The organism is Comamonas sp. 17RB, assembly GCF_030056555.1.
GTDB classification, from domain to species: Bacteria; Pseudomonadota; Gammaproteobacteria; order Burkholderiales; family Burkholderiaceae_C; genus Comamonas; species Comamonas terrigena.
On record NZ_JASHHY010000002.1, the window covers coordinates 186,135 to 211,999 of the forward strand.

Sequence of the window (25,865 nt, forward strand, 5' to 3'; positions counted from 1 at the left end):
GGGGGATTTTAGACCGTAGCGCACGACCCCATGGACAGAAGGCATGCAACGCAGGGCTGGCGACAAGGACAAAAGGCCTTGCAAACGCCGTACCTCCAGCCCGGTGAATGGGGTCTCGCCTTAGAATCAGCAGATTCAGCCCGCCCCAGGGCATCTCCTGCACTGACGACCCCATGAGCTCCTCCACCTCTGCCTCCACCCCCATTTCCTACAAAGACGCTGGCGTTGACATCGATGCGGGCGACGCCCTGGTCGAGCGCATCAAGCCGCTGGCCAAGAAGACCATGCGTGAAGGCGTGATGGCAGGCATCGGTGGCTTCGGCGCCCTGTTCGAAGTGCCCAAGCGCTACAAGGAACCGGTGCTGGTCTCCGGCACCGACGGCGTGGGTACCAAGCTCAAGCTGGCGTTCGAGTGGAATATGCACGACACCGTCGGCATCGACCTGGTGGCCATGAGCGTGAACGACGTGCTGGTGCAAGGCGCCGAACCCCTGTTCTTCCTGGACTACTTTGCCTGCGGCAAGCTGCATGTGGACACGGCCGCCGCCGTGGTGGGCGGCATTGCCAAGGGTTGCGAGCTGTCCGGCTGCGCCCTGATCGGCGGCGAAACCGCTGAAATGCCCGGCATGTACCCCGACGGCGAATACGACCTGGCCGGCTTTGCCGTGGGCGCGGTCGAAAAGTCCAAGATCCTGACCGGCCAGAACGTGAAGCCCGGTGACCTGGTGCTGGGCCTGACCTCGCACGGCGTGCACTCCAACGGTTTCTCGCTGGTGCGCAAGTGCATCGAGCGCGCCGAAGCCAACGGCACGGTGCCTGCCACGCTGGACGGCAAGCCTTTCAAGGCCGCCATCATGGAACCCACCCGCCTGTACGTGAAGAACGTGCTGGCCGCGCTGGAGCAGCACCCCATCAAGGCCCTGGCCCACATCACCGGTGGCGGCCTGCTGGAAAACATCCCCCGCGTGCTGCCCGAAGGCACGGGCGCCGACCTGAAGGCCGGCAGCTGGCCCCAGACCGAGCTGTTTGCCTGGCTGCAGACAACCGCCGGCATTGACGATGTGGAAATGAACCGCACCTTCAACAACGGCATCGGCATGGTGCTGGTCATCGACGCCGCACACGCTGAAGCCACTGCGGCCACGCTGCGCGGCCTGGGCGAGACGGTCTACCAGATCGGCCAGATCGTCGAGCGCAGCGAAGGCGCTGCCGTTCAGGTTCGCTGATCGCGCAGCAGACAGCAGCAGGGCGCGGACACCATGGGCCAGAACTCTTCCCAGCTTCCCAGCATTTGTCCTTCCCTGCCCCCCACGCCGCCACGCGGCGTAGTGATCGCCAGCTATCTGCTGATGGCAGGTGCCTTGCTGCTGGTGATGTGGCGTGGCCTGCTGCCCGGCCTGCTGTGCGCCTGCGTGGGCTTTCTGCTCACCCGTGCGCTGGCCGGCGGCATCACCCGGCTGCAGCGCCGCCCCCAGGGCGCCATGCCCGAGCGCTGGGTCCAGAACCTGGCGGCCGGCATCATCATGCTGGCGCCGCTGCTGCTGCTGACCGGCGCCCTGACCCACACCCGCAGCTACATCGTCGACGCTCCCCAGCAGTACCGCGAACTGCTGGACTACCTGGCACGCACGGTGCTGGAACTGCGCGACAAGCTGCCCCATGACCTGACGGCCCAGCTGCCCCAGGGCGCGGCCGAGATCCAGCACATCATTGCCAACTACCTGGCCAACAAGGCCGGCACCCTGGCCATGGCCGGCAAAGCCTGGCTGGCCGGCGTGCTGCACGCCTATGTGGGGCTGCTGATCGGCGCCCTGGCCGCCGTGCGTCCGCGCACCGTGCCGCACCATCCGCTGACCCAGGCCCTGCACCGCCGCGTGACGCTGCTGGGCGAGTCCTTCCGCCAGATCGTGGCCGCCCAGTTCTGGATTGCGCTGTTCAACACCTTGCTGACGGCGCTGTTCCTGCTGATCATCTTGCCGGTGTGGGACCTGTCCCTGCCCTACACCCCGGCCCTGATCACCCTGACCTTTGTGGCCGGCATGATCCCCATCGTGGGCAATCTGCTGTGCAATGTGGTGCTGACGGTGGTGGGCCTGTCGGTCTCCCCGATTGCCGCGGCCGCCTGCCTGGCCTTTCTGATCCTGATCCACAAGGCCGAATACGTGATCAACGCCAAGGTCATCGGCCAGCGCACCCACATGGCCGTGTGGGAGCTGCTGTCGGTGATGTTCGTGGCCGAATCGGTGTTCGGCCCCGCCGGCCTGGTGGCTGCTCCGTTGTTCTACGCCTACCTGAAAAAAGAGCTGCACGACGCGCGCATGATCTGAGGCAGCGCGCACACCCTGCTGCCTGCAACGCCGGGGCACAGAGCAACGTCCCATCCCTCCTGCCGCCTTTCCGCCACCAGGGCCGGTGGCACCGGAGCCTGCAGCGTGTTTTTTGCTGCGACCCCGCCTTCTCGCACCGAGGGAGCGGACCACCCACACACAAAAAAAGAGCAGTGCCTGTGCACTGCTCTTTATCTTTTGCTGTCCAAGGCTTTCACCTTCCAGCCCTTGCCGTCTGTGCAAGGGCTGCCCACCAACTCGCCAGCACCGACTCAGGAACTGGCACGCAGCTGGGCCAGTTGCTCTTCCACCATGTCCAGATCCTGCGCGGCCCCGGCGTGCTGGGCATAGGTTTGCAGATCCTGCATGGCGGCGCGGCGCTCACCACGCTCCATGCGCACCAGACCGCGATCGCGGTACTCGCCCCAGGCGGTGGGTGTCAGCGTGATCAGGCGGTTCATCACGGCCAGCGTCTGGGCCTCATCACCCTGCTGCTGGTGGATGTTCTTCAGGTTGCGCAGCATGCGCTCCAGAATGCCGCGGTGGCCGGCCGGTTGCAGGTACATGGCCAGCGGTGCCATGTCCTCCTGCTCCAGGCCCCAGGCCTGCTTGAAAGGCTCCAGGCGCTCGCCCAGCTGGGCATGCGACAGCCCCTGACCGGTCAGCGGATCCTGCACGATGATGCCTTCCTTGAGCTGCACCTTGACCAGGAAATGCCCCGGGAACGACACCCCGTGCGCCGTCAGGCCGATGCCATGGGCCAGCTCCAGCCACAGCACGCCCAGCGAGATGGGAATGCCGCGGCGCGTGTCCATCACCCGGTGCAGATAGCTGTTGTCCGGGTGGAAGAAGTCGTTGTGGTTGCCGGCATAGCCCAGGTCTTCGTAGAAGAACTGGTTCAGGATGGTCAGGCGCTGCAGGCCGTTGGCACCCCATGGCACGCAGTCGCGCAGCAGCTTGAGCGTGCGTTCGTACTGGTAGAGCGCGTCTTCGATATCCAGCTGCGGATCGGCATCCTGCCCCAGGCTGATGGCCGCCTCGAGCAGCAGGCGCGGCTCATCGCGGCGCACCAGGGTTTCAAAATATTCCAGGGGAGTAGGCAGTCCAAAATCAAGCGTCATTCGATTCACTTCACGCTGCTGAACACGGGATCACCGGCGCAACAGCTTGCGCAAGGGCAAGCCAGTCACTGCCAATACCCCGAAATACACACAGGAGGAGAGCGCCAACGCTCCCGCCATCAGGCCGGCGCGCTTCCATTCGCCCAGCGCCAGCCAGTCAAAAGATTGTGCAAACCACAGCAAGGGTACCGCCAGCAAAATGGCCGCCGCCGTGACCTGCATCAATAGTTTGCCCCAGCCCGGCGCCGGCACGAAGGCCTTGCGTCGGATAAGTCCTACAAGCAGCCAGGCGGCATTCACCAACGCCGCCAGCCCTATCGACAGTGCCAGGCCAGCATGGGCCAACCAGGGCACCATCAGCAAATTGAAAATTTGCGTCAACACCAGCACACAGATAGCAATCTTTACCGGGGTGCGGATGTCCTGGCTGGCGTAGTAGCCCGGCGCCAGCACCTTGATGGCCACCAGCCCCACCAGCCCCACGCCATAGCCGATCAGGGCGATGGCAATCTGTCCCACATCGCTGGCATGCAGGGCGCCGCGGTGGAACAAGGTGGCCACCAATGGCGTGGCAAAGGCCAGCAGCCCCACGCCACAGGGCACGGCCAGCAGCAGCACCAGGCGCAGGCCCCAGTCCAGCATGGCGGAGTATTTCTCGCTGTCCCCCGCCGCCTTGGCGGCAGCCAGCTGTGGCGTCAGCACCACCCCCAGCGCCACGCCCAGCATGGCCGTGGGAAATTCCATCAGGCGGTCCGCATAGAACAGCCAGGTCACACTGCCCGGCGCCAGGTGCGAGGCGATCTGGGTGTTGATCATCAGGCTGATCTGCGCCACGCCGACGCCCAGCAGCGCTGGGCCCATCAGGCGCAGGATGCGGCGCACCCCGGCATCGCTCCAGGCCTGGCGTATGGCCGACCACGACATGCCGATGCGCGGCAGCAGGCCTAGGCCGCGCAGTGCGGGAATCTGCACCCCCAGCTGCAGCACGCCACCCAGCATCACCCCGGCGGCCATGGCATAGATCGGTTCGATCCCGCGCGACTGGAAGTACGGTGCCAGCCACCATGCCGTCGCAATCATGCTGAGGTTGAGCAGCACCGGCGTGGCCGCCGACACCACAAAGCGCCGCCAGGTGTTCAGCACCCCGGCCGACAGCGCCACCAGCGACATGAAGCCGATATAGGGAAACATCCAGCGCGTCATCTGCACGGCCGCATCCATGCCACCGGGGTCCTGCTCCAGCCCGCTGGCCAGCAACCACACCAGCGCCGGGGCACCGACCACGCCCACCACACACACCACCAGCAGCACCCAGAACAGCACTGTGGCCACATCGGAGATCAGCGCCCGCGTGCGCTCCTCGCCTTCCTGGGCCTTGGTGCTGGCCAGCACCGGCACAAAGGCCTGGCTGAAGGCCCCTTCGGCAAACAGCCGGCGAAACAGATTGGGAATGCGAAAAGCGACATTGAAGGCATCCGTCAGGGCATTGGCCCCGAACATGGAGGCCATGATCAGATCGCGCAGCAGGCCTGTGACGCGGGAGGCCAGCGTGAACAGGGAAACGGTGGAGGCAGCTTTGAAGAGTGACACCCCGGCAGTGTAGCGAGAGCGCACACCCACTGCCGGCACCCGGGCTGTGCCACGTGCCGCCGTGCATGCCCACCAGCCTGGCGCCGGCCCTTCGGAGGCGCGGAACCCAGGGGACCGCCGGGAATGCTATACTGCTCGGCTTCGCTGGCATCATCCCAGACACACTCAAGGAATATAGATCATGGCAACCAAAGCCAAAAAGAACCCCCGCCTGGCCTCCGGCCGCAAGCGCGCTCGCCAAAACGTCAAGCTGAACGCAGCCAACACCTCGCTGCGTTCCAAGTACCGCACCGCTGTCAAGAACGTCGAAAAGGCTGTTCTGACCGGCGACAAGGCCAAGGCCACCGAACTGTTCGCCAAGGCACAATCCGTGCTGGACACGATTGCCGACAAGGGCATCTTCCACAAGAACAAGGCTGCTCGCGATAAGAGCCGCCTGTCCGCCAAGGTCAAGGCCCTGGCCGCCGCCTAAAAGTCACTTTAGGCATCGCACGGATGGCTCCGGCCATCTGCTGTTTGCTTCGGTGCGCTGCCAGCGAAACAAAAAAACCGCCCTCGGGCGGTTTTTTTGTGCCTGCATGCTTTGTGGGTCCGCAATGGGCCAGGGCTGCTGGGATGGTGACCCTCCCCTGGCTGCAGGGCATTCCCCCTCAAAAAATTGCGGCCATAAAAAAAGGCTTCCTGCGGAAGCCCTCGGTCTGTTCTGTCGCCTCAAAAGGCCGTGGTCAGGCCTCGGGCGCATCCGGCAGCGTGCACGCCTCCACCACCTGCAGGCGGTTGTCCTTGGCAAAGTTCAGCACGAAATCCCAGGCCATGGGCTCATGGGCGCGCAGGTCGGAATGGATGATCACGCACTTGACCCCGTCGATCGAGGTGGGCACGCACCAGGGCGAGTAGCTGAGGTGGCTGCCGCGCGTGGCGCCACCAGGCCGGAACTGGCTCATCACCCCTGCCAGGCGCTCGGCCCAGTCACTGGGGCGGAAGGTTTTTCCATCCAGGGTGACACCCTGGATAAAGAGTTCTTTGGAGGTAGGGGAGACCATCGGATCGATTTCTAAGAGAGACAGGCCACAACTGCAGGATCGCCGCCAGGTGTGCCAAGCCCTGGGATTCTAGCTCTTATACAAGACCGGCCTTATTGCGCGGCAGCTACCCGACCAGAACCTGGGTGCGTTCGCATGGCTGTGATGCGCAATCCTCAACTCTCGCACAGCACGCGCACTCTAGAATTGCGCTTTGCCAACCTGGCGCTCCATCGTGCAGCAAGTATCCAAAATACTAGCAAGATATGCGCCACCACTGCTTTGTCAGGAGAGTATTCATGACCGCTCACATCGAGGCAACCTCGCCCCACGTAATGAACACCTATGGCCGCGTTCCCATCGCGCTGGAACGAGGCCAGGGCTGCCGCGTGTGGGATGTGAACGGCAAGGAATACCTGGACGGTCTGGGTGGCATTGCCGTCAACACCCTGGGCCACAACCACCCCAAGCTGGTGCCTGCGCTGCAGGAGCAGATTGCCAAGCTGATCCACACCAGCAACTACTACCACGTGCCCGGCCAGGAACAGCTGGCCCAGATGCTGACCGAGCGCGCCCAGATGACCAATGTGTTCTTCTGCAACACCGGTCTGGAAGCCAATGAAGCCGCCATCAAGATCGCCCGCAAGTACGGCGTGGACAAGGGCATCGAAAAGCCGGTGATCGTGGTCTATGACCATGCTTTCCATGGCCGCTCCATTGCCACCATGACCGCCACCGGCAACCCCAAGGTTCGCAACGGCTTCGGCCCGCTGCTGGATGGCTTCATCCGCGTGGCCCCCAACGACATCGAAGCCCTGAAGGTGGCCACCGCCGGCAACCCCAACATCGTGGCCGTGATGATGGAGCCCATCCAGGGCGAAGGCGGCCTGCACCCGATGCGCGCCGACTACCTGAAGGAAGTGCGCGCCCTGTGCGACGCCAACGAATGGCTGCTGATGCTGGACGAAGTGCAGGCCGGCATGGGCCGCACCGGCAAGTGGTTTGCCCACCAGTGGTCCGGCATCGTGCCGGACGTGATGACCCTGGCCAAGGGCCTGGGCTCGGGCGTGCCCGTGGGCGCCGTGGTCACCCATGGCAAGGCCGCCACCGTGCTGCAGCCGGGCAACCATGGCTCCACCTTCGGTGGCAACCCGCTGGCCATGCGCGCCGGTGTGGAAACCATCCGCATCATGGAAGAAGACAAGCTGCTGGACCATGTGACCGCCGTGGGCGAACACCTGAAGGCCAAGCTGCAGTCCGAACTGGGCAGCATCCCCGGCTTTGTGGAAGTGCGCGGCCAGGGCCTGATGATCGGCGTGGAGCTGTCCAAGTCCTGCGGCCAGCTGATCGGCCAGGCGGCCGAAGCCGGTCTGCTGATCAGCGTGACCGCCGACACCGTGATCCGTCTGGTGCCGCCGCTGATTCTGACCACCGCCGAAGCCGACGAGCTCGTCACCCGCCTCAAGCCGCTGGTGCAAGCCGTGCTGGCAGCCTGAACGCGTTAGGATGGACTGCATGAAGCATTACCTGCAATTTAGCGACTTCACCGCCGACGAGTACGACTACCTGCTGGCCCGCGCCGCCCTGATCAAGAAAAAGTTCAAGGGCTACGAGAAGCACCACACGCTGAGCGACCGCACGCTGGCCATGATCTTCGAGAAGGCCAGCACCCGCACCCGCGTGAGCTTTGAAGCCGGCATGTACCAGCTGGGCGGCTCCGTGGTGCACCTGACCACGGGCGACAGCCAGCTGGGCCGCGCCGAGCCCATCGAGGACAGCGCCCGCGTGATCAGCCGCATGACCGATCTGGTGATGATCCGCACCTTCGGCCAGGACAAGATCGAGCGCTTCGCCGAATACTCGCGCGTGCCCGTCATCAACGGTCTGACCAACGAGTTCCACCCCTGCCAGATCCTGGCCGACATCTTCACCTTCATCGAGCACCGCGGCTCCATCAAGGGCAAGGTGGTGGCCTGGGTGGGCGATGGCAACAACATGGCCAACACCTGGCTGCAGGCGGCCGATCTGCTGGGCTTCAAGGTGCACCTGTCGACCCCCGGCGGCTATGAAGTGGACGAACAGCTGGCCTTCAACGGCAAGCCCGTGCACCCTGGCTGCTATGAAGTCTTCAAGAACCCGCTGGACGCCTGCAAGGGCGCCGACCTGGTCACCACCGATGTGTGGACCAGCATGGGCTACGAGGCCGAGAACGAAGCGCGCAAGAAGGCCTTTGCCGACTGGTGCGTGGACGCCGAGATGATGGCCGCCGCCAAGGCCGACGCCCTGTTCATGCACTGCCTGCCCGCCCACCGCGGCGAGGAAGTGGAGGCCGACGTCATCGACGGCCCGCAATCCGTCGTCTGGGACGAAGCAGAGAACCGCATGCATGTGCAAAAAGCACTGATGGAATACCTGCTGCTGGGCCGCCAACCCGGCTGATCCGCCACGCCCGGGCTCACCTGCATACCCCTACACCATGCATTCGAGCCCCGGCACACCACACCGCCTGCAGGCCTTGCGCCGGCTGGCGGTATTTTTTTGGCCGCTGCGCCCCAGCCTGGGGGACGCACGCTACGGCCAGTGCGGCGGTGCACAGGCCCTGCGCCAGCCGCACATTGCACGCCACAGCCGCGTGCCCTCCGTCTATGGGCCGCGCAAGCGTTTTGCGGCCCGGGTGCGCGCGCTCTATGTGCGCATCCACACCTTCTATCTGAAGTTTCTTCAAGGCCACACCTAGTGGGCCGCAAGCGGTCACGCCCCCGGCGTGGCCTTTGCTTTCCCTGTGACAGGCGGCTTTCCGGCGCGGAAAGGCTGCCGGTTGCCTGTGCCCCGATCCTGAAGAAACACGATGAGCCAATCCCTCCACCCTTGCGTGACCTGCGGCGTGTGCTGCACCAATTACCGCGTGGAATTTTCCGTCTACGAGCTGCAATCCATGGGCGGCACCGTGCCCGACCACCTGGCCCATGAAGTGCCCGGCAAAGGCAACCGGGCCCGCATGAACGGCACCGAAAAACACCCGGTGCGCTGCGTGGCCCTGACCGCCCTGCCCCACCTGGGCGAGAACTGCGTGGGCTGCGGCATTTACGAGCAGCGCTCACGCCCCTGCCGCGACTTCCCGTTTGCCTCCTACGGCTGCCACGACACCCGTGCCAAGTTCGGCCTGCCAGCGCTGAGCGAGGAAGACGTGGCCCCCTGGCTGGAAACCGCCTGAAGGCGCAGGCGCGGCACTGGCCGGCCTCCTGGTTGGTGCAGGTGGCGGCAGGAGCCGCTTTCCCGTCACTTCCGTGCTTTTCTGCACCGCAAGCCGCTGCCGGTGGGCACAGACAGCTCGTGTTCTTGAAAAACCTGCCACGCCGCTTTACTGGCGTGCCCGCAGGCTGCGCCGGCGGCGCGCTGCAGGCACAATCCGCCACCCGCTTTTTGTAGCCGCCCGCCTGCCATGACCCACCCCTGCCTTGCCTGCGGCGCCTGCTGCGCCGCCTTCCGTGTGGATTTTTCGGTCTATGAATCCGAAGCCCATGGCGGACGCGTGCCGGCCGGGCTGGCCGACGAGATCACCGAGCACAGCTGCCGCATGCGCGGTACGGACTACGCCCGCCCGCGCTGCGCCGCACTGGTGGGCACGGTGGGCGAAAAAGCCCACTGCGGGATTTACGAGTGGCGCCCTTCGCCCTGCCGGGAATTTGCGGCCGGCTCCGATGCCTGCAACCGCGTGCGGCTGCGCATCGGCCTGCCGGCGCTGGAAAGCGGCCTGCTGTAGGCCACGCTCACCCTGCTGCGCCGCAGGGTGGACTGCAGGGGCTGCAAGCCCCTGGGGTGCGGTTTACGAGGGCTTGCGCGTGTCCGAGCAGCTGTCTCCGCCACAGGCGCTGCAGCCGCCGCAGCTGCCGCTGGACGCGGCCGGCGCCAGTGCCGGATGCACGCGCCCGGCACGTTGGCGCCAGCGGGCCGGCAGATAGCGCCACAGCAGCGAGCCAGCTGCCACGGCGACGATGATGCCCACAATGATTTCCTGCCACATGGCCTGACCTCCTTTAACCCCAGCCCAGCGCCACCGCCACCCGGTAGGTGACGAAACTGGCGGCATAGGCCAGGCCGAACAAATACGCCGTCATGATCAAGGGATAGCGCCAGCCATTGGTTTCCCGCTTGACCATGGCCAGCGTGGAAATGCACTGGGGCGCAAACACGAACCAGACCAGCAGCGACAGGGCCGTGGCCAGCGACCAGCTGCTGGCAATCAGCGGGCCCAGTTGCTGGGCCATGGCGTCGTCGCCCGCGGCCGACAAGGCATACACCGTACCCAGCGCACCCACGGCCACTTCGCGCGCGGCCATGCCGGGCACCAGGGCGATGGCGATCTGCCAGTTGAAGCCGATGGGCGCCAGCACCACTTCCAGCCAGCCGCCGATCTGGCCGGCAAAGCTGTAGCGGATGGCTGCCTCGGTCACCCCGTCCGGCGCCGACGGGTAGCTGGCCAGAAACCACAGCACGATGCTCACCGTCAGGATGATGCCGCCCACGCGGCGCAGGAAGATCAGCGCGCGTTCATACAGCCCCAGCACCAGGCTGCGCAGGCTGGGCCAGCGGTAGGCCGGCAGCTCCAGCATCAGCGGCGTGCGGGACTTGTCGGTACGGGCCAGCTTGGCCACCCAGGCCACCGCCATGGCACTGGCAATGCCGCCGATGTACAGCGCAAACAGCACCAGGCCTTGCAGATTGAAGATGCCACCCACGCTCTGTTCCGGGATGAAGGCCGCGATCAGCAGCGCATACACCGGCAGACGGGCCGAGCAGGTCATCAGCGGGGCAATCATGATGGTCAGCAGGCGGTCGCGCCAGCTGGGGATGGAGCGCGTGGCCATGATGCCCGGCACGGCACAGGCAAAGCTGGACAGCAGCGGAATGAAGGAACGCCCCGACAGGCCCACCGTGCCCATGATGCGGTCCAGCAGAAAGGCGGCACGCGGCAGATAGCCCGAGTCTTCCAGCACCAGGATGAAGAAGAACAGGATCAGGATCTGCGGCAGGAACACCAGCACCGCGCCAGTGCCGGCGATCACGCCCTCCACCAGCAGGCTGCGCAGCACGCCTTCGGGCATCACGCTGCCCACCCATTCGCCGACAAAGCCCACGGCGCTTTCGATGCCGTCCATCAAGGGCTCTGCCCAGCTGAACACGGCCTGGAACATCAGGAACAAGGTGGCCAGCAGCAGCAGCGTGCCCCACACCGGGTGCAGCACCACGGCGTCGATGCGGTCGTCCCGCTGGTTGTCCACCGGCGGCACCTGCACGGCGGCCTGCAGGATGGCGGTCACCTCCTGGTGCAAAGCCAGCAGGCCGGCACGGGTGTTGTGACCGGCTTGGGCCTGCGAACGGCCGTCCAGCGCCGGAGCCTGGAGCTGGTGGGCGGCATCGCTGTCCAGCCAGGCCAGCAGTTCCTGGGCGCCGTCCTGGCGCACGCCCACGCTTTCGAGCACTGGCACGCCCAGCGCGGCGCTGAGGCGGGCCTTGTCCACCACAATGCCCTGGCGGCGCGCCATATCGCTCATATTGAGCACCACCACCATGGGCAGACCCAGGGCGCGGGCTTCCAGCACCAGGCGCAGGTTCAGGCGCAGGTGGGTGGCATCGGTCACGCAGACCAGCAGTTCGGGCGGCGCCTCGCGCGCATGTTCGCCGGTGACGATGTCGCGGGTGATGCGCTCGTCTTCGCTGTGGGCATGCAGGCTGTAGGTGCCGGGCAAATCCAGCACCCGCACCCGCCGGCCAGCGGGGGTGTTCAACCAGCCCTCCTTGCGTTCCACCGTCACGCCGGCGTAGTTGGCCACCTTCTGGCGGGCGCCCGTCAGCAGGTTGAACAAGGCGGTCTTGCCGCAGTTCGGGTTGCCCAGCAACGCTGCCCGCAGGGGCTGTGCCCCGGTGGACGGCGCGGCAGTGGGGGTGATAGGGGTGATGGCAATGGGCTGCACGGTGGCGCCTTGCGGTGTGTTGTCGTCGCGCGCGTTCATGCTGCGGCCTCCACACTCACCCGCACCAGCGCGGCTTCCTGGCGCCGCAGCGCAAACGTGGCCTGGCCAATGCGCACGGCCAGCGGGTCTCCCTGCGGAAAACCGGTGGCGATGATGCGCACCGGCTCGCCCGGCAGAAAACCGATTTCCATCAGGCGCAGCAGCGCTTCCTGGCTGGCAGGTTCGTCGCTGGCCAGCAAATCCACCACCCGTGCCGGCACCTGCCGCGCGAGTTGGTCCAGGCCAATGGTGGCCGCTGCGCCGGAGGGCAAAGCAAAACTATTCATGAAACACGCAATCAATCGCTACTTATTCTCATTTTCACTCCAAACGCCCCGCTCTGTCTTGCGCCAGGACAGAACTGGAGTGTCAGCGGCCATCCTGTGAACAGGGCCATAGGGGCGGGAGCGCCCCATCCCGGGGCGTGCGCTCCCTAGCCACCGTGGCCGGCCGTGCGCAATTGCGTTCAATACAGATCCAGCGCCGCCGCGCACAGTGCGCCGCTGTGACCGAACTCCTTTCCCCCTCCCTGCTGTCTTCGCTGCTGGCCATGGCCAGTTTCGCCTTGGTGGGCGCCATCACACCCGGCCCGGTGAATGTGCTGGCCCTGCGCCATGGCAGCCAGGCGCCGCGCCATATTGCGCTGCTGTATGTGCTGGGCGCCAGCGTCAGCTACGCCGCCGTGGTCTGGTGCATGGGCCAGGGCGCCCGGCAACTGGTGGATGGGTTGCCGCGCCTGGCAGGCACCGCGCAATGGCTGTGCGCAGCCTATTTGCTGTGGCTGGCCTGGCGCCTGGCCCGCTCCGCCGCCCACCCCGCTGCTGCCGATGGCACCACCCCGCCCGTCCAGCCCACCCCGGCCGCCCAGGCCTTTGCCCAGGGTGTGGCAGTACAGACGCTCAACCCCAAGGCCTGGCTGTTTGCCCTGTCGGCGGTGGGCGTGTTTGCGCTGCCCAGTGCAAGGGGCGGCCCCGCAGCGCTGTACCTGCTGTGTGCCATCTCGCTGCTGGCCTGCCTGCTGGGCGTGGGTTGCTGGGCGCTGCTGGGGCGGGCGCTGACCGGCTGGTTGTCCACGCCCCGGCGCCAGCAGGCACTGCACTATGCCCTGGCAGCCCTGCTGGTGGCCAGCGTACTGGGCATGCTGGCATGATGCGCCGGACATGACGGCCCAGCCCCACCAGTTCCACCGCCACCCGGCCCTGCCCTGGGCCGAACTGCGCGTGAGCCGCCAGTCCCCCCACTGCTACCGGTTGCACACGCATGCGGAGTATTCGCTGGGCATCGTGGATGCCGGCAGCGCCGTGTTCCAGCACGCCGATGGCGCGCAGCCCATGGCGGCCGGCAGTGTGGTGCTGATCGAGCCCGGCGTCTGGCATGCCTGCAACCCGGCGCAGGTGGCAGCCTGGTCTTACCGCATGCTCTATGTGCAGGCCGACTGGCTGCACGCCCAGCTGGGGGTGGAGGGTCTGCGCTTTGTGCAACGCGCCCGGCACGATGCGGCCACCACAGCGGCGGTGCAGCGGCTGTGCCAAACCTTGCTGGAAGGCGATGCCGCGGCCTGGACGCAGGCACTGACCGCCCTGCTGCGCCAGCCCGCCATCACCCACCCGCTGGCAGCACCGCCGGCCCTTGCGGCCCGCGATGCGGCGGTGCACCACGCCCTGCAGCAGCTGCACCGCCAGCCGGATGCAACACCCAGCGTGCAGGATCTGGCCCGGGCCGAAGGCATGAGCGCCTCGCGCTTTATCCGCCACTTCAAGGCCGCCACCGGCGTCACGCCCGGTGCCTACCGCTTGAATCTGCGCCTGAACGGTGCGCGCCGGCTGCTGGCCGAGGGGGCGGCGCTGGCCGATGCGGCCCACGCCATGGGCTTTGCCGACCAGGCCCATCTGCAGCGCGCCTTCAAGGCCCACCATGCACTGACACCGGGGCGCTATGCCCAGGGGGCCCGGCCCTGAAACCGGTCTGCTGCGACGCTAAACCACCGCAGCAGACCCCGGCAATCCGCGAGCCCCGCCGTCGCCAGGCGCGAACACACCGATACTTGAGGGTTTTGGCACACCCTTTGAACGGAATCGACGCATGGCCGATTTTCAGCAGATCCAGCAACGCGAAACCGGCTTGCAGCAACACCTGACCAGCGCCCAGATGGTGATGATCGCCATCGGCGGCGCCGTGGGCACGGGCCTGTTCATGGGCAGCGCCTTTGCCATCGGCTTTGCCGGGCCGGCGGTGCTGGTCAGCTATGCGATTGGCGCCTTCATTGCCCTGCTGCTGATCGGCTGCCTGGGCGAGATGACGGTGGCCCACCCCACATCCGGCTCGTTCGGGGCCTACGCCGAGTACTACCTGGGCCCGATGGCGGGCTTTGTGGTGCGCTATGCCTACTGGGCCGCCCTGGTGCTGGCCGTGGGCATGGAGGTGACGGCCGTGGGCATGTACATGGCCTATTGGTTCAAGGAGGTGCCCCAGTGGGTCTGGGTGGGCCTCTTCTCGGCCGTGCTGATCGGCGTGAACCTGCGCAGCGTCAAGGTCTACGGCGCGGTGGAATACAGCTTCTCGGCCATCAAGGTGGCGGCCATCGTGGCCTTTGTGCTGATCGGCGCCTATGTGGTGTTCGGCACGTCCACACCCGGCATCGGCTTGGCCAATTACCAGCTGGGCGGCGGCTTCTGGGCCAAAGGGGCCTGGGGCATGTGGCTGGGTGTGATCGTGGCCATGTTCAGCTACCTGGGCGTGGAAGCCATTGCCGTGGCGGCCGGCGAGGCCCAGCACCCGCAGCAGGCGGTGCAGACCGCGATGAAGACCACGGTGCTGCGCCTGGTGCTGTTCTATCTGCTGACGCTGGCACTGATGCTGGCCATCGTGCCCTGGACCGATGCTGCCACCCAGACCAGCCCCTTTGTGCGGGTGATGCAGGTGCTGGACATTCCGTTCGCCGCCGGCGTGCTGAACTTTGTGGTGCTGGTGGCCGCGCTGTCGGCCATGAACAGCCAACTCTACACCACCTCGCGCATGATGTTCAGCCTGGCCCGCGCCAGCCAGGCGCCACGCGTGTTCGGTGTGACCAATGCCAACGGCGTGCCGGTGGCCGCCATTCTGGTGTCCAGCCTGGGCGCGGCCGTGGCCATGTTCATCAATGCCTTCTGGCCCAAGGAATCGTTCGTCTGGATGATGTCGATTGCCATGTTCGGCGCCATGTTCGCCTGGTTCATGGTGTTTGTCACCCACCTGGCGTTCCGCCGCCGCCGCATGCGCGAAGGGGCTCCGGCCATTGCCTTTCGCATGTGGGGCTTTCCGTGGCTGACGCTGCTGGGGGCCGTGCTGATGGGCGCTGTGCTGCTGACCACGGCCTTCACCCCCGCGTTCCGCCTGACGCTGGCCTTCGGTCTGCCCTGGCTGGCGGTGCTGGCCGGCCTGTACCTGCTGCGCCGCAACAAGGGCTGAACGCTGCAGCCCGGCCCAAAACCGACCATACTGCCCAGCCTGCGTCCGCCTCCGGTCGCAGGCTTTTTTGTTTGCTGCCATGACCGCTGACACCCAACGCCCCCTGTGGGACATCTCCCCCGCCATCCATGCCGCTGCACCGGTCTTCCCGGGGGACACGCCGTACAGCCAGCAATGGTGCGCCACCATCGGCCCGGGCTGCCCGGTGAATGTCAGCGCCATCACGCTGAGTCCCCATGTGGGTGCCCACGCCGATGCGCCGCTGCACTACGACCCGCAGGGCGCTGCCATCGGTGCGGTCGATCTGGCCCCGTTCCTGGGCCGCTGCCGCGTGATCCACGCCATCGATTGCGGCCCGCTGATCGAATGGCGGCACATCGCGCACGCCATCACGCCCGACCTGCCTGCGCGCGTGCTGGTGCGCACCTACCAGCAGGCCCCTGCCACCTGGGATGGCGCGCTGGCCGCCTATGCACCCGAGACGGTGCAGCGCCTGGCCGACCTCGGCGTGCAGCTGATCGGTATCGACACCGCCAGCATCGACCCGGCCAGCAGCAAGACCCTGGACAGCCACCAGGTCATCCGCCAGCGCCATCTGCGCGTGCTGGAGAACCTGGTGCTCGACGCGGTGCCCGCAGGCGATTACGAGCTGATTGCCCTGCCGCTCAAGCTCACCGAAGCCGATGCCTCCCCGGTGCGCGCCGTGCTGCGCGCCCTGTGATCTGCCCCTTCACATTCCAGCGAGAATCAGCGGCTCGCGCCACCCCCGTGCGCGCAAGCTGCCATCCGAAACGAGACAACGTTCCATGCCCCTGACCCTGCAAGACTGCCGCACCCTGGATGCCAACGATGCGCTGCGCCCGCTGCGCGCGCGCTTTGCCCTGCCCGAAGGGGTGATCTACCTGGACGGTAACTCCCTGGGTGCCCAGCCCAAGGCCGCCGCCGCCTGCGCTGCGCGGGTGGTGGAACAGGAATGGGGCCAGGGCCTGATCCGTTCGTGGAACAGCGCCGGCTGGATCGACCTGCCCCGGCGCCTGGGCGACCAGTTTGCCCCCTGGGTCGGCGTCGGCCCGGGCGAGCTGGTGTTCACCGACACCACCTCCATCAATCTGTACAAGGTGCTGACGGCCGCCGCCCGCATCGCCCAGGAAGACGCACCGGCGCGCAAGAAGCTCATCAGCGAACGCAGCAACTTCCCCACCGATCTGTACATCGCCCAGTCCGTCTGCCAGGAATATGGCCTGGAGCTGGTGCTGCTGGAGCCCGAAGAGATTGCCGCGGCCCTGCAGCCCGATGTGGCGATCTGCATGCTCACCCATGTCAACTACCGCACCGGCGCCATGCACGCCATGCAGGAGGTCACCGCCGCTGCACACGCCCAGGGGATTCTGTGCATCTGGGACCTGTGCCACAGCGCCGGTGCCGTTCCGGTGGACCTGCACGGCGCCAATGCCGACTTTGCCGTGGGCTGCAGCTACAAATACCTGAACGGCGGCCCCGGTGCGCCGGCCTTTGTCTGGGCCCATCCACGGCTGATCAACCGCTTCTGGCAGCCGCTGTCGGGCTGGTTCGGCCATGCCGCCCCCTTCCAGTTCACACCCGACTACCAGCCGGCCGCTGGCATCGACCGCTATCTGTGCGGCACCCAGTCGGCCCTGTCCCTGAGCGTGCTGCAATGCGGGCTGGATGTGTTCACCGAGGCCGAGCCGTATGGCGGCATGGCCACGCTGCGCCGCAAGTCGCTGGCACTGACCGATCTGTTCATGCAGCTGGTCCAGGAACGCTGCCAGGGCCACGGCCTGGGCTTTGCCACGCCCGGCGATCACGCCCTGCGCGGCTCCCAGGTCTGCCTGACCCGCAGCGAAGGCCTGGGGGTCGACGGCAAGGACAGCGGCGCCTACGCCATCGTCCAGGCCCTGATCGCGCGCGGCGTGATCGGCGACTTCCGCAAGGGCGACGGCGGCAAGCACCTGGACATTCTGCGCTTTGGTTTCACCCCGCTGTATGTGGGTTTTGAAGACGTGTGGCATGCCGTGGAGCACCTGCACCAAGTGCTGGAATCGGGGGAATGGCGCCAGCCGCAATTCAACCAAGTGCATGCGGTGACCTGAACCCATGGCCCAACGCATTGCCATCATCGACTTTGAAACCACCGGCATGAGCCCGGCGCACGGTGCGCGGGCGGCCGAGGTGGGGATTGTGCTGATCGAGGGCGGGCGCATCGTGGACCGCTACCAGAGTCTGATGAACACCGGGCAGCGCATGCCCTGGAGCATCACCCAGCTCACCGGCATCACCAATGCCATGCTGCAGGACGCCCCTGCGGCCGACACCGTGATGCGCGAAGCTGCCGCCTTTGTGGGTGACGCCCCCATGGTGGCGCACAACGCCTCGTTCGACAGCAAGTTCTGGGCGGACGAGCTGCAGCGCCTGGGTATCCCACCGCAACAGCCCTTCGCCTGCACCGTGCTGCTGTCGCGCCGCCTCTACCCCGAAGCGCCCAGCCATTCGCTGGGCCGCATCGTGCGCCACCTGCAACTGCCGCCTGCCGACAAGGCCCACCGCGCGCTGGCCGATGCCGAGATGACCGCCCACCTGCTGCTGCGCATGCAGGCCGATCTGCGGCAGCGCTGGCACATCCCCGATGCCCACCACGCCCTGCTGCAGCAACTGCAGGTCTGCCAGAAGAAACACCTGGCGCTGCTGCTGCAGCGGCTATCGCAGGCACAGACGCAACCGCAGCTGCCTGGCCTGTAAGCGGCCCGGGTTTTCTGCCGGCCTAATAGGCCTTGGCCGACAGCGAGGCCCACAGGTGCGCCGCCACCAGCGCGCGCCAGGGGGCAAACGGCGCCAGCCAGTCACGCGCCTGGGCCTCGGTGACACGCTCCACGCCCTGCAGCCGGGCCAGGGCCTTGCGCACGGCCACATCGCCGTGCAGGCTGCCATCGGGCCAGCCCAGACCGCGCAGCAGCGTGTAGTGCACGGTCCAGGGACCGATGCCGGGCACGGCCAGCAGCTGCTGCATGGCCGCGTCCACGTCCGCCGCACGCATCGCGCCGGCATCGCTGGCCTGCACCCAGTCTTCCAGCAGCAGCGCCCCGCGGTCCACCTCGGCGGCCAGTGCCAGCAACGCCCGGGTCTTGGACTGGGAATAGCCGGCAGCGCGCAGCCCATCCGGCCCCAGTTGCGCCACCTGGGCCGCGCTGGGATAGGTCCACAGCCCGGGCGCTCCCGCATCGCCATGGCCATCCTGCGCCAGCGGCGTGCCTGCGGCGCGGATCAAGCGGCGGCGCAGCGCCACTGCCGCCGCCACACTGATCTGCTGGCCGGTGATGGCCCAGGTCAGCGCCTCCCAGGCCGTCGGGGCAGCCGGGACATGCAGGCCCTGCTGGGAACGCAGCAGCGGGCCCAGCAGCGGGTGATCGGCATGGGCGGCTTCCAGTGCCTCGGGCGGATAGGCCAGGCCCAGCATGCGGCGCACGGTGGCGGCCCAGCGGGCCTGGGTGCCGGCGTCGGTGCGCTGGTGCGCAGGCAGGTGCAAGGTGGCACGCACCTGCAGCGGGCCGGCCGTGGACGGGGCTGCAGACGGGGCTGCGGCCTCCCACACCAGCTCCATCCAGGCCGCCTGGCCTTCCCAGTCCAGCCCCTTGCGCAGGCGCGGCAGGCCGTCGGCCCCTTGCGTGATCTGCTCCGCCAGCTGCTCGGCATCGCGCTGGTGGAAGGACAGCACTTCCTGCGGCCGGTACAGCGCAGGCAGCGGCTGCACATGGTGCAGTGCCACCGGGATTTTCTGGGCAGATAAGGAAGGCATCTTGTGTGGCAGCCCGGCCCGCAGGCGGCTGCGTTGCTGGAAAAGGTTCAGAACAATCCGGGCAAGGCGACCCGCACATCGTGCCCAGCCTGGGCCGCTTCGCGCAGCAGCAGCGCGCGCTTGCGCTCCACGCCCCAGCGGTAGCCGGAGATGCTGCCATCATTGCGCACCACGCGGTGGCAGGGAATGGCCACCGCCACCGGATTGGCGGCGCAGGCCCCGGCCACGGCGCGGCTGGCGCTGGGTTGACCGATGCGCCGGGCCAGCTCGGTGTAGCTGACGGTGTCGCCCGCCGGAATGGCGCGCAGCGCCTGCCACACGCGCTGCTGGAAGGCCGTGCCCTGCACATCCAGCGGCAGATCCAGCCCCTGTGCCGGCCGCTCCACCAGCGCCGCCACCCGGGCCATGGTGGCTTCAAAAGCTGCATCCCCTCCGACCAGTTCCGCCTGGGGAAAACGGTCCTGCAGCACATGCACCAGGGCCTCGGCATCGTTGCCCAGCTGCACGCAGCACACGCCGCGCTCGGTGGCGGCCACCAGCAGGCTGCCCAGCGAACATTCGCCCACGGCAAAACGGATGGTCTGGCGCGCGCCGCCGGCGCGGAAAGCCCCCGGCGCCATGCCCAGCATGCGCGGGGCGTCCTTGTAGAAGCTGCTGCTGGCCGCGTAGCCGCTGCCGTAGAGCGCATCGGTGACCGAGCTGGACTGGCCGGGCTGCAGCGCGGCCTGCACGGCCTGGGTGCGGTAGGCCTTGGCATAGGCCTTGGGCGTCAACCCCGTGGCCTGCTTGAACAGCCGGTGCAACTGCCAGGGGCTCAGCCCCACGCGCTGGGCGAGTGCAGGCAGCGCGGGCGGGGCCTCGCCTTCCAGCCAGCGGCAGCAGCGCGCCACCAGGGCAGCGGTGTCGCTGACAGCAGCGGAAGAGACGGCGGCAGGGCGGATGGCAGACATGGCAACAGGTTTTCCGGGGGATGGCTGCACTCTAAAGCGTGGCGCGCCATCGCGCCTCCACATTCTTGCAGGCTGCGCTTTCGGTTACGCTGCGCGCTGTTTTGCCGATTGCCCACGACTGCGACTGCCCCATGACCACCGAATCCTCCGGCTGCCCGATGCACGGCAGCGGCCGCCCGGCCTCCATCGTCCACGAAGAAAAAGCCCAGCTGGATTTCAGCCGGGACATGAGCTACGGCGACTACCTGCAGCTGGACCAGATCCTCACGGCACAGAAACCGCTGTCGCCCGCGCACGATGAAATGCTGTTCATCGTCCAGCACCAGACCAGCGAGCTGTGGATGAAGCTGATGCTGCACGAACTGCGGGCCGCCATCGCCGCGCTGGCCAGTCCGCAGGCCGACACCAAGCCCGAGGCCTTCAAGATGCTGGCCCGCGTGAGCCGCATCATGGAGCAGCTGGTCAACGCCTGGACCGTGCTCTCGACCATGACGCCGCCGGAGTACACGGCCATGCGCCCCTACCTGGCCAACTCCAGCGGCTTTCAGAGCTACCAGTACCGCAGCATCGAGTTTTCGCTGGGCAACAAGAATGCCGCCATGCTGCAGCCCCACGCCCACCGCAGCGATCTGCTGGAACAGGTGCAGGCCGCCTACCAGGCACCTTCGCTGTACGACGTGGCCCTGCAACTGCTGGCACGCGAAGGCCTGGACGTGCCGGCCGACCGGCTGCAGCGCGACTGGACACAGCCCTACGAAGCCAGCGAAGGCGTGAAGCAGGCCTGGCTGACCGTCTACCGCAACCCGCAGCAGCACTGGGACCTGTACCAGCTGGGCGAAAAGCTGGCCGATATCGAAGACGCCTTCCGTCTGTGGCGTTTTCGCCACCTCACCACGGTGGAACGCGTGATCGGCTTCAAGCGCGGCACGGGCGGCACCGGCGGCGTGAGTTATCTGAAAAAGATGCTGGATGTGGTGCTGTTTCCGGAAATCTGGAGCCTGCGCACCGAGCTGTGACCCGGGCAGGCAGGCGCCGCTGCGGCCCACGCGGCCTGCCCCCCCGTTTTTCGCCTGTGCGCGACAGCACGCAGGCGCGGATTTCGCTAGGCTTGCGTCCCAGGAGACTCCCCACCCGTGCCTGCCGATACCGCCTCTAGCGCATCCCCTGCGCCCTTGCCCGCTCCCCGCCCTGCCCCCGACCAGCGCCTGTGGGTGATGCTGGTGTCCCTGCTGTCGGCCTTTGCGCTGAGCCAGGCCTACCGCACCGTCACCGCCATCATCGCCACGGGACTGCAGGCGGACTTCGGCATTTCTTCCCAGTCGCTGGGCGCCTTCGCCGGGCTGTTCGGCCTGTCCTTCGGGGTGGCCCAGCTGCTGATGGGCATCGGCATGGATGTGTACGGCCTGCGCCGCACGGTGCTGCTGTCCTTTCCGCTGGCCGTGGTCGGTGCAGCGCTGTCGGCGCTGGCGCCCAGCTATGGCTGGCTGATGCTGGGGCAGTTGCTGATCGGCGTGGGCTGCGCGCCGGTGTTTTTGGCCAGCACGGTGTTTATCTCGCGCCACTTTCCCAGCGAGCGCTTTGCCTTCTTCTCCGGCCTGGGCATGGGCGTGGGGGGACTGGGCCTGCTGTTCACCGGCACACCGCTGGCCTGGGTGGTGCAGCACTGGGGCTGGCGCACCGGCTTCGGGCTGCTGGCCGTGCTGTCGCTGCTGTCGTGGCTGCTGATTGCCTGGCGCGTGCACGAACCGGCTTCCGCCCACACCGCGCAGCAGACGCGTGAAAGCTGGGGCCAGGCCTTCCGCCGCATGGGTGCGCTGTTCCAGCTGCCGCACACCGTGGGCATCCTGATTCTGGGCATGAGCTGCTATGCGGCTTTTCTGACCTTGCGCGGACTGTGGCTGGGCCCCATGCTCATCGGGCGCTACCAGTTCTCTTTGGTGGAAAGCGGCAACGTGGCGTTGCTGGTGTCGCTGATCTCGCTGTTCACCCCGGCCATGTTCGGCCGCATGGACCCCGGGCCGGCCCGCCGCCGCCGCTGGCTGAACAATTTCTCGCTGCTGATGGCCGCGCTGTTTCTGCTGATGGCCTTTTTGCACCATGCCGCCGCCAATGTGGCGCTGATCCTGTTGATGGGTCTGGTGTCGGGCTACAGCATCCTGCAGTACGCGGATGTGCGCTCTTCCTACCCTCCGGAGCTGACCGGCCGCGCACTGTCGCTGTTCACCATGGCCATGTTTCTGGGCGTGGCGCTGATGCAGTGGCTCACCGGCATTGTGGCGGCCTGGGCCGAGGGGCGCGGCATCGAGCCCTACCAGGCGGTCATGTTCAGCATTGCCGCCATGCTGGCCACGGCATCCACGGCCTTCCGTTTTCTGCCCAGCTCGCCGCTGCTGCAGACCAGCAAGGCCTGAGCCGGGGCCGTACACCCCGGGCGCCCGCGCGCCCTGCAGGCAGCGCCCCCGCGCTGGATGGAACACACTGGTGACTGTTTCCGCACCACCGCCGCAAAACAGTTCCCACCAGCCACCGTGTGGCGCTAGGGGCTGCTACGCAGCAGCGGGGTTTCCTGCAGCGGATGGGCTGGTTAGCTGGGTGACGCGTTCCGCTACAGCGTGGTGGCGCTGGAGCCATCCCCGCGGTACAGCCAGGGCAGGTCCATGATGCGTGCGCCCAGCAGCCTGAGCGACAGATCGCGCCCCCAGCGCATGGGCCCGCTGGCATGGAAGATGCGGCCATTGCGGCGCGAACGGGCCTGGACCCGGGCCGCACGCTGCCAGCGGTTGAGTGCATAGCGGCGCAGGCGCAGGCGCACGTCCAGATCGTCCATGGCCAGGGCGCGCTGCAGCTCCGCCGCGTCCTCGATGGCCATGCCAGCCCCTTGGGCCAGATAGGGGCGCATGGGATGGGCGGCGTCGCCCAGCAGGCCTACCAGGCCCTGGGCCATCTGGTCGGCGCTGGACAGCGGGTCACGGTCGGACAGCGGCCACAGCCGCCACTGCGTGCCCGCAGCGGGCACGGCACGGATCAGGTCCTGCAGCGGCGTGCAGTAGCGGGCCAGTGCGGCTTCCAGATCGACCGCATTGGCAGCATGGTCCCAGGTTTCCATGTCGGCCGGCGCCGGACCTTCGATGATGGCCACGATGTTCATCAGCTCGCCACGGCGCAGCGGGTACTGCACCACGTGCATGTGCGGGCCCAGCCAGGTGGTCACGCCGTCGCTGCGCATGGCGGCCGGCAGCTGGGCCTGGGGCACCACCGCACGGTAGGCCAGGTGGCCGGTAGGCTGCGCCTTGCCGTCGTTGAGCAACTGGGCGCGCAGCCGGCTCCAGACCCCGTCGGCCGCGATCAGTGCGTCGCCCTCCACGGTCTTGCGGGCGGAGGTGGTGATGGTCACCACCTGGGGCGTCTGCACCACGGACTCCACCGCCTGGCCGGCGTTGATGTGCATCTCGGCACGCTCCCCCACGGCCTGCAGCAGCAGCCCGTGCAGATCGGCGCGGTGGATGGACAGGTAGTTGGCACCGTAGCGCTCCACCATGGCGGCGCCCAGTGGCATGCAGGCCAGCTCGGCGCCGCTCAAGGCACTGCGCACACGCAACCGGGCAGGAATGGCCGCGACGTCCACCAGGGCACGCTGCAGGCCCCAGGCCTGGAGCCGGCGCACCACATTGGGCCCCAGCTGCACGCCGGCACCGACTTCACTGAACAAAGGCGCGCGCTCGAACAGGCGCACATCCCAACCGGCATGGGAGCTGGCCAGTGCAGCCGCCAAGCCGCCAATACCGCCCCCCGCAATCAAGACCTGTTTTCTCATGGCTGGCTATTGTCCGCCGGACTGGGGCGGTGGTTGGTTGGAACTGCGCAGAAATTGATGCAACGCAGTCCGTTGATTCTGTCCCTGAAATCGCCATACGGCGAAACCCTGGCATTACCACTGGCCGAAATGGAATATGTTGTGTCCGCACTTTGCGGGCCTGGCATAAGCCCCGCGCATACCGGACAGGCTTATCCGCAGCAGCACCATGCCGCAATACCGCGGCGACGCAGCAGATTCAAGCCACAAAAAACAAAGCCCGCTGAAAGCGGGCTGTTGTCTGCCATAAAGGCTTAGATAGCGAACTTTTCGCGATCCTGGTTTTCAATCCACTTGGGCGCCTTGCCACGGCCGGTCCAGGTCTGGCCGGTTTCGGGGTTGCGGTACTTCGGAGCCACTTTGCCACCTTGACCGGCACCACGGCTGGCTTTGGCAGGCGGAAACACGTCGTCGGCGCTCAGGCCATATTCGGCCACCAGGGCGCGCACCTTGGCAACTGCGTCGCTCAGTTCGCTCTTGCGTGCTTCTTGAATCTTCTGTTCCAGCTGTTCGCGCTGCTGCAGTAGCTCTTTGTAAGAGGTCATGGATTGCATCCTTTCAATAATTGGGAGGATTATAAAAACAAATACGCAATCTGGGTTTTTTTGTGGGTACGCAGTATCCACAAGTGCATATTATAAAAATTCTGTGCAGCCATATTGCAAGAGAAATGTAACACCCGGGTTTTCCGAGAAATGGTACCGACAAAGCGCCTTGCAAGTTGATTTCCTTTGCCTGCATATCTGTGTTGTCGCCACAATGCCCCGCCCTGGGGTATGGGCTGTGGGCCGATAATCGCGGCCATATGCCTTGCACCGGGCGACCGCTGTGTCTGCCGGCACCCAGGGAATCGATTTTTTCGGAGTTTGCATTGGCCCGTTATTTCATTGGTGACATCCAGGGATGTCACAGCGCCTTTCTGAACCTGCTGCAGCAGGTGGAGTTCTCGCCCAGCCGCGATACCCTGTACCTGCTGGGTGACCTGGTCAACCGGGGGCTCGACTCCGCCGGCGTGCTGCGCCAGTGCATGGCCTGGGGCGACGCCGTACAGCCCGTGCTGGGCAACCACGACCTGCACCTGCTGGCCGCCGCACACGGCATGCGCAAATCGTCGCGCCGCGACACCCTGGCCAGCGTGCTGGAGGCGCCCGACCGCGCGGCCCTGCTGGACTGGCTGCGCCAGCAGCCGCTGGCGCGCAGCTGGACCGATGCACAAGGCAGGCAGGTGCTGATGGTGCACGCTGGTGTGCAGCCCAGCTGGACGCTGGAGCAGACACTGGCCCTGTCCGCTGAGGTGCAGCAGGTGCTGACCAGCCCGGCGCTGCCGGACTTTCTGCAGCAGATGTATGGCAACCTGCCCGATCAGTGGGATGAGGCCCTGACCGGCGCCGACCGCCTGCGCGCCATCGTCAACACCCTGACGCGCATCCGCTTTTGCACGCCCGAAGGCCGCATGGACTTTGAGAGCACCGAATCGGCCGCACAGGCTCCCGAAGGCCTGATGCCCTGGTTCACCTGCCCTGCCCGCCAGACGGCGCAGCATGTGGTGGCCTTTGGCCACTGGTCGACGCTGGGACTGATCAACCAGCCGCAGCTGATGGCACTGGACACCGGCTGTGTCTGGGGCGGGCAGCTGACCGCCGTGCGCGTGGAGGATGATCTGCAGGTGCGCGAGCTGATCCAGATCGACTGCGAGCAGGCCCAGCGTCCCGGCTGACCGTCTGCACAGA

At 66.7% G+C, this 25,865-nt stretch carries 27 protein-coding genes; 17 read left to right on the forward strand and 10 right to left on the reverse strand.

Annotation, left to right across the window (positions count from 1 at the left end; all coding sequences use genetic code 11):
* The first annotated feature begins 173 nt into the window (after positions 1-173).
* Positions 174-1,226: a phosphoribosylformylglycinamidine cyclo-ligase gene (gene purM, locus QM470_RS04095; RefSeq protein WP_283338305.1), complete on the forward strand. Its 1,053-nt coding sequence runs from the start codon at positions 174-176 to the stop codon at positions 1,224-1,226.
* Positions 1,227-1,259: 33 nt separating this feature from the next.
* Positions 1,260-2,327 (forward strand): AI-2E family transporter, encoded by a 1,068-nt coding sequence (locus tag QM470_RS04100; protein WP_066536538.1) that lies wholly within the window; start codon positions 1,260-1,262, stop codon positions 2,325-2,327.
* A 272-nt stretch (positions 2,328-2,599) separates the two neighbouring features.
* On the opposite strand, the gene QM470_RS04105 is transcribed toward QM470_RS04100, so the two are convergent.
* Both QM470_RS04105 and murJ read right to left on the reverse strand, forming a co-directional pair.
* The gene (locus tag QM470_RS04105; RefSeq protein WP_066536540.1) at positions 2,600-3,448 is read right to left on the reverse strand and encodes a SirB1 family protein; all 849 of its coding nucleotides are present in this window, start codon (positions 3,446-3,448) and stop codon (positions 2,600-2,602) included.
* A gap of 30 nt (positions 3,449-3,478) precedes the next feature.
* On the reverse strand, positions 3,479-5,038 hold the full coding sequence (gene murJ, locus QM470_RS04110) for a murein biosynthesis integral membrane protein MurJ (RefSeq protein WP_283338306.1): 1,560 nt from the start codon (positions 5,036-5,038) through the stop codon (positions 3,479-3,481).
* A 181-nt stretch (positions 5,039-5,219) separates the two neighbouring features.
* Here murJ and rpsT point away from each other — a divergent pair, with 181 nt between their 5' ends.
* Complete coding sequence (rpsT, locus tag QM470_RS04115) at positions 5,220-5,510, forward strand: 30S ribosomal protein S20 (RefSeq protein ID WP_066536543.1); 291 nt, start codon at positions 5,220-5,222, stop codon at positions 5,508-5,510.
* 253 nt (positions 5,511-5,763) lie between these two features.
* Here the strand turns inward: rpsT and QM470_RS04120 are convergent, their stop codons facing one another.
* On the reverse strand, positions 5,764-6,081 hold the full coding sequence (locus QM470_RS04120; protein WP_066536546.1) for a DUF3579 domain-containing protein: 318 nt from the start codon (positions 6,079-6,081) through the stop codon (positions 5,764-5,766).
* 278 nt (positions 6,082-6,359) lie between these two features.
* Here QM470_RS04120 and QM470_RS04125 point away from each other — a divergent pair, with 278 nt between their 5' ends.
* The 5 genes from QM470_RS04125 to QM470_RS04145 all read left to right on the forward strand — a co-directional run bounded on the left by QM470_RS04125 (position 6,360) and on the right by QM470_RS04145 (position 9,823).
* The gene (locus QM470_RS04125) at positions 6,360-7,556 is read left to right on the forward strand and encodes an aspartate aminotransferase family protein (RefSeq protein WP_283338307.1); all 1,197 of its coding nucleotides are present in this window, start codon (positions 6,360-6,362) and stop codon (positions 7,554-7,556) included.
* Between the two features lie 19 nt (positions 7,557-7,575).
* Positions 7,576-8,499 carry an ornithine carbamoyltransferase gene (gene argF, locus QM470_RS04130; protein ID WP_280014005.1) on the forward strand — a complete coding sequence of 308 codons (924 nt, stop codon included), beginning with the start codon at positions 7,576-7,578 and terminating at the stop codon, positions 8,497-8,499.
* 37 nt (positions 8,500-8,536) lie between these two features.
* The gene (locus QM470_RS04135; protein ID WP_283338308.1) at positions 8,537-8,797 is read left to right on the forward strand and encodes a hypothetical protein; all 261 of its coding nucleotides are present in this window, start codon (positions 8,537-8,539) and stop codon (positions 8,795-8,797) included.
* A 111-nt stretch (positions 8,798-8,908) separates the two neighbouring features.
* Positions 8,909-9,274 (forward strand): YkgJ family cysteine cluster protein, encoded by a 366-nt coding sequence (locus QM470_RS04140; protein ID WP_066536555.1) that lies wholly within the window; start codon positions 8,909-8,911, stop codon positions 9,272-9,274.
* 228 nt (positions 9,275-9,502) lie between these two features.
* Entirely contained in the window at positions 9,503-9,823 is a 321-nt protein-coding gene (locus QM470_RS04145) for a YkgJ family cysteine cluster protein (protein ID WP_066536558.1), read from the forward strand.
* A gap of 63 nt (positions 9,824-9,886) precedes the next feature.
* Here QM470_RS04145 and QM470_RS04150 read toward each other — a convergent pair whose 3' ends face one another.
* Genes QM470_RS04150 through QM470_RS04160 form a run of 3 tightly spaced genes read right to left on the reverse strand, consistent with a single transcriptional unit; the run spans position 9,887 to position 12,361 of the window.
* The gene (locus QM470_RS04150) at positions 9,887-10,084 is read right to left on the reverse strand and encodes a hypothetical protein (RefSeq protein WP_283338309.1); all 198 of its coding nucleotides are present in this window, start codon (positions 10,082-10,084) and stop codon (positions 9,887-9,889) included.
* A 13-nt stretch (positions 10,085-10,097) separates the two neighbouring features.
* Positions 10,098-12,074, reverse strand: coding sequence for a ferrous iron transport protein B (gene feoB, locus QM470_RS04155; RefSeq protein WP_283338310.1), 1,977 nt, complete (start codon positions 12,072-12,074; stop codon positions 10,098-10,100).
* Positions 12,071-12,361: a FeoA family protein gene (locus tag QM470_RS04160; RefSeq protein WP_066536565.1), complete on the reverse strand. Its 291-nt coding sequence runs from the start codon at positions 12,359-12,361 to the stop codon at positions 12,071-12,073. Before QM470_RS04160 ends, feoB begins: the two co-directional genes overlap by 4 nt.
* Positions 12,362-12,579: 218 nt before the next feature.
* On the opposite strand from QM470_RS04160, the gene QM470_RS04165 reads away from it, so the two are divergent.
* The 6 genes from QM470_RS04165 to QM470_RS04190 all read left to right on the forward strand — a co-directional run bounded on the left by QM470_RS04165 (position 12,580) and on the right by QM470_RS04190 (position 18,278).
* Positions 12,580-13,224 (forward strand): LysE family translocator, encoded by a 645-nt coding sequence (locus tag QM470_RS04165; protein ID WP_283338311.1) that lies wholly within the window; start codon positions 12,580-12,582, stop codon positions 13,222-13,224.
* 10 nt (positions 13,225-13,234) lie between these two features.
* Positions 13,235-14,032: an AraC family transcriptional regulator gene (locus tag QM470_RS04170; protein ID WP_283338312.1), complete on the forward strand. Its 798-nt coding sequence runs from the start codon at positions 13,235-13,237 to the stop codon at positions 14,030-14,032.
* A 124-nt stretch (positions 14,033-14,156) separates the two neighbouring features.
* A complete protein-coding gene (locus QM470_RS04175) occupies positions 14,157-15,521 on the forward strand; it encodes an amino acid permease (RefSeq protein WP_283338313.1) in 1,365 nt (454 codons plus the stop codon).
* A 79-nt stretch (positions 15,522-15,600) separates the two neighbouring features.
* Entirely contained in the window at positions 15,601-16,242 is a 642-nt protein-coding gene (gene kynB / locus QM470_RS04180; protein WP_283338314.1) for an arylformamidase, read from the forward strand.
* A gap of 85 nt (positions 16,243-16,327) precedes the next feature.
* Positions 16,328-17,632 (forward strand): kynureninase, encoded by a 1,305-nt coding sequence (gene kynU, locus QM470_RS04185; protein WP_283338315.1) that lies wholly within the window; start codon positions 16,328-16,330, stop codon positions 17,630-17,632.
* Between the two features lie 4 nt (positions 17,633-17,636).
* The gene (locus QM470_RS04190) at positions 17,637-18,278 is read left to right on the forward strand and encodes a 3'-5' exonuclease (protein WP_283338316.1); all 642 of its coding nucleotides are present in this window, start codon (positions 17,637-17,639) and stop codon (positions 18,276-18,278) included.
* Between the two features lie 22 nt (positions 18,279-18,300).
* Here the strand turns inward: QM470_RS04190 and QM470_RS04195 are convergent, their stop codons facing one another.
* Together QM470_RS04195 and QM470_RS04200 are read right to left on the reverse strand one after the other, a co-directional pair.
* Complete coding sequence (locus tag QM470_RS04195; protein WP_283338317.1) at positions 18,301-19,332, reverse strand: DNA-3-methyladenine glycosylase 2; 1,032 nt, start codon at positions 19,330-19,332, stop codon at positions 18,301-18,303.
* 47 nt (positions 19,333-19,379) lie between these two features.
* Positions 19,380-20,282, reverse strand: coding sequence for a methylated-DNA--[protein]-cysteine S-methyltransferase (locus QM470_RS04200; protein WP_283338318.1), 903 nt, complete (start codon positions 20,280-20,282; stop codon positions 19,380-19,382).
* Between the two features lie 131 nt (positions 20,283-20,413).
* On the opposite strand from QM470_RS04200, the gene kynA reads away from it, so the two are divergent.
* Together kynA and QM470_RS04210 are read left to right on the forward strand one after the other, a co-directional pair.
* A complete protein-coding gene (kynA, locus tag QM470_RS04205; protein ID WP_283338319.1) occupies positions 20,414-21,298 on the forward strand; it encodes a tryptophan 2,3-dioxygenase in 885 nt (294 codons plus the stop codon).
* 198 nt (positions 21,299-21,496) lie between these two features.
* Positions 21,497-22,693, forward strand: a complete 1,197-nt coding sequence (locus tag QM470_RS04210) for an MFS transporter (protein ID WP_283338565.1) — start codon at positions 21,497-21,499, stop codon at positions 22,691-22,693.
* Between the two features lie 194 nt (positions 22,694-22,887).
* Here the strand turns inward: QM470_RS04210 and QM470_RS04215 are convergent, their stop codons facing one another.
* Both QM470_RS04215 and QM470_RS04220 read right to left on the reverse strand, forming a co-directional pair.
* A complete protein-coding gene (locus tag QM470_RS04215) occupies positions 22,888-24,096 on the reverse strand; it encodes an FAD-dependent monooxygenase (protein WP_283338320.1) in 1,209 nt (402 codons plus the stop codon).
* Between the two features lie 293 nt (positions 24,097-24,389).
* Positions 24,390-24,680: an H-NS histone family protein gene (locus QM470_RS04220; protein WP_280013674.1), complete on the reverse strand. Its 291-nt coding sequence runs from the start codon at positions 24,678-24,680 to the stop codon at positions 24,390-24,392.
* A gap of 326 nt (positions 24,681-25,006) precedes the next feature.
* Here QM470_RS04220 and QM470_RS04225 point away from each other — a divergent pair, with 326 nt between their 5' ends.
* Positions 25,007-25,852, forward strand: a complete 846-nt coding sequence (locus QM470_RS04225; protein ID WP_283338321.1) for a symmetrical bis(5'-nucleosyl)-tetraphosphatase — start codon at positions 25,007-25,009, stop codon at positions 25,850-25,852.
* Positions 25,853-25,865: the final 13 nt, after the last annotated feature.

What these genes read in the sequence shown, in the direction of transcription:
- QM470_RS04120 (WP_066536546.1), bottom strand. Translation starts at nt 6,081, where the DNA reads ATGGTCTCCCCTACCTCCAAAGAACTCTTTATCCAGGGTGTCACCCTG.
- rpsT (WP_066536543.1), top strand. Translation starts at nt 5,220, where the DNA reads ATGGCAACCAAAGCCAAAAAGAACCCCCGCCTGGCCTCCGGCCGCAAG.
- argF (WP_280014005.1), top strand. Translation starts at nt 7,576, where the DNA reads ATGAAGCATTACCTGCAATTTAGCGACTTCACCGCCGACGAGTACGAC.
- QM470_RS04135 (WP_283338308.1), top strand. Translation starts at nt 8,537, where the DNA reads ATGCATTCGAGCCCCGGCACACCACACCGCCTGCAGGCCTTGCGCCGG.
- QM470_RS04145 (WP_066536558.1), top strand. Translation starts at nt 9,503, where the DNA reads ATGACCCACCCCTGCCTTGCCTGCGGCGCCTGCTGCGCCGCCTTCCGT.
- QM470_RS04175 (WP_283338313.1), top strand. Translation starts at nt 14,157, where the DNA reads ATGGCCGATTTTCAGCAGATCCAGCAACGCGAAACCGGCTTGCAGCAA.
- QM470_RS04190 (WP_283338316.1), top strand. Translation starts at nt 17,637, where the DNA reads ATGGCCCAACGCATTGCCATCATCGACTTTGAAACCACCGGCATGAGC.
- QM470_RS04105 (WP_066536540.1), bottom strand. Translation starts at nt 3,448, where the DNA reads ATGACGCTTGATTTTGGACTGCCTACTCCCCTGGAATATTTTGAAACC.
- kynB (WP_283338314.1), top strand. Translation starts at nt 15,601, where the DNA reads ATGACCGCTGACACCCAACGCCCCCTGTGGGACATCTCCCCCGCCATC.
- QM470_RS04210 (WP_283338565.1), top strand. Translation starts at nt 21,497, where the DNA reads ATGCTGGTGTCCCTGCTGTCGGCCTTTGCGCTGAGCCAGGCCTACCGC.
- QM470_RS04140 (WP_066536555.1), top strand. Translation starts at nt 8,909, where the DNA reads ATGAGCCAATCCCTCCACCCTTGCGTGACCTGCGGCGTGTGCTGCACC.
- QM470_RS04160 (WP_066536565.1), bottom strand. Translation starts at nt 12,361, where the DNA reads ATGAATAGTTTTGCTTTGCCCTCCGGCGCAGCGGCCACCATTGGCCTG.
- QM470_RS04200 (WP_283338318.1), bottom strand. Translation starts at nt 20,282, where the DNA reads ATGTCTGCCATCCGCCCTGCCGCCGTCTCTTCCGCTGCTGTCAGCGAC.
- QM470_RS04150 (WP_283338309.1), bottom strand. Translation starts at nt 10,084, where the DNA reads ATGTGGCAGGAAATCATTGTGGGCATCATCGTCGCCGTGGCAGCTGGC.
- QM470_RS04100 (WP_066536538.1), top strand. Translation starts at nt 1,260, where the DNA reads ATGGGCCAGAACTCTTCCCAGCTTCCCAGCATTTGTCCTTCCCTGCCC.
- QM470_RS04125 (WP_283338307.1), top strand. Translation starts at nt 6,360, where the DNA reads ATGACCGCTCACATCGAGGCAACCTCGCCCCACGTAATGAACACCTAT.
- QM470_RS04195 (WP_283338317.1), bottom strand. Translation starts at nt 19,332, where the DNA reads ATGCCTTCCTTATCTGCCCAGAAAATCCCGGTGGCACTGCACCATGTG.
- purM (WP_283338305.1), top strand. Translation starts at nt 174, where the DNA reads ATGAGCTCCTCCACCTCTGCCTCCACCCCCATTTCCTACAAAGACGCT.
- QM470_RS04215 (WP_283338320.1), bottom strand. Translation starts at nt 24,096, where the DNA reads ATGAGAAAACAGGTCTTGATTGCGGGGGGCGGTATTGGCGGCTTGGCG.
- QM470_RS04170 (WP_283338312.1), top strand. Translation starts at nt 13,235, where the DNA reads ATGACGGCCCAGCCCCACCAGTTCCACCGCCACCCGGCCCTGCCCTGG.
- kynA (WP_283338319.1), top strand. Translation starts at nt 20,414, where the DNA reads ATGACCACCGAATCCTCCGGCTGCCCGATGCACGGCAGCGGCCGCCCG.
- QM470_RS04220 (WP_280013674.1), bottom strand. Translation starts at nt 24,680, where the DNA reads ATGACCTCTTACAAAGAGCTACTGCAGCAGCGCGAACAGCTGGAACAG.
- kynU (WP_283338315.1), top strand. Translation starts at nt 16,328, where the DNA reads ATGCCCCTGACCCTGCAAGACTGCCGCACCCTGGATGCCAACGATGCG.
- feoB (WP_283338310.1), bottom strand. Translation starts at nt 12,074, where the DNA reads ATGAACGCGCGCGACGACAACACACCGCAAGGCGCCACCGTGCAGCCC.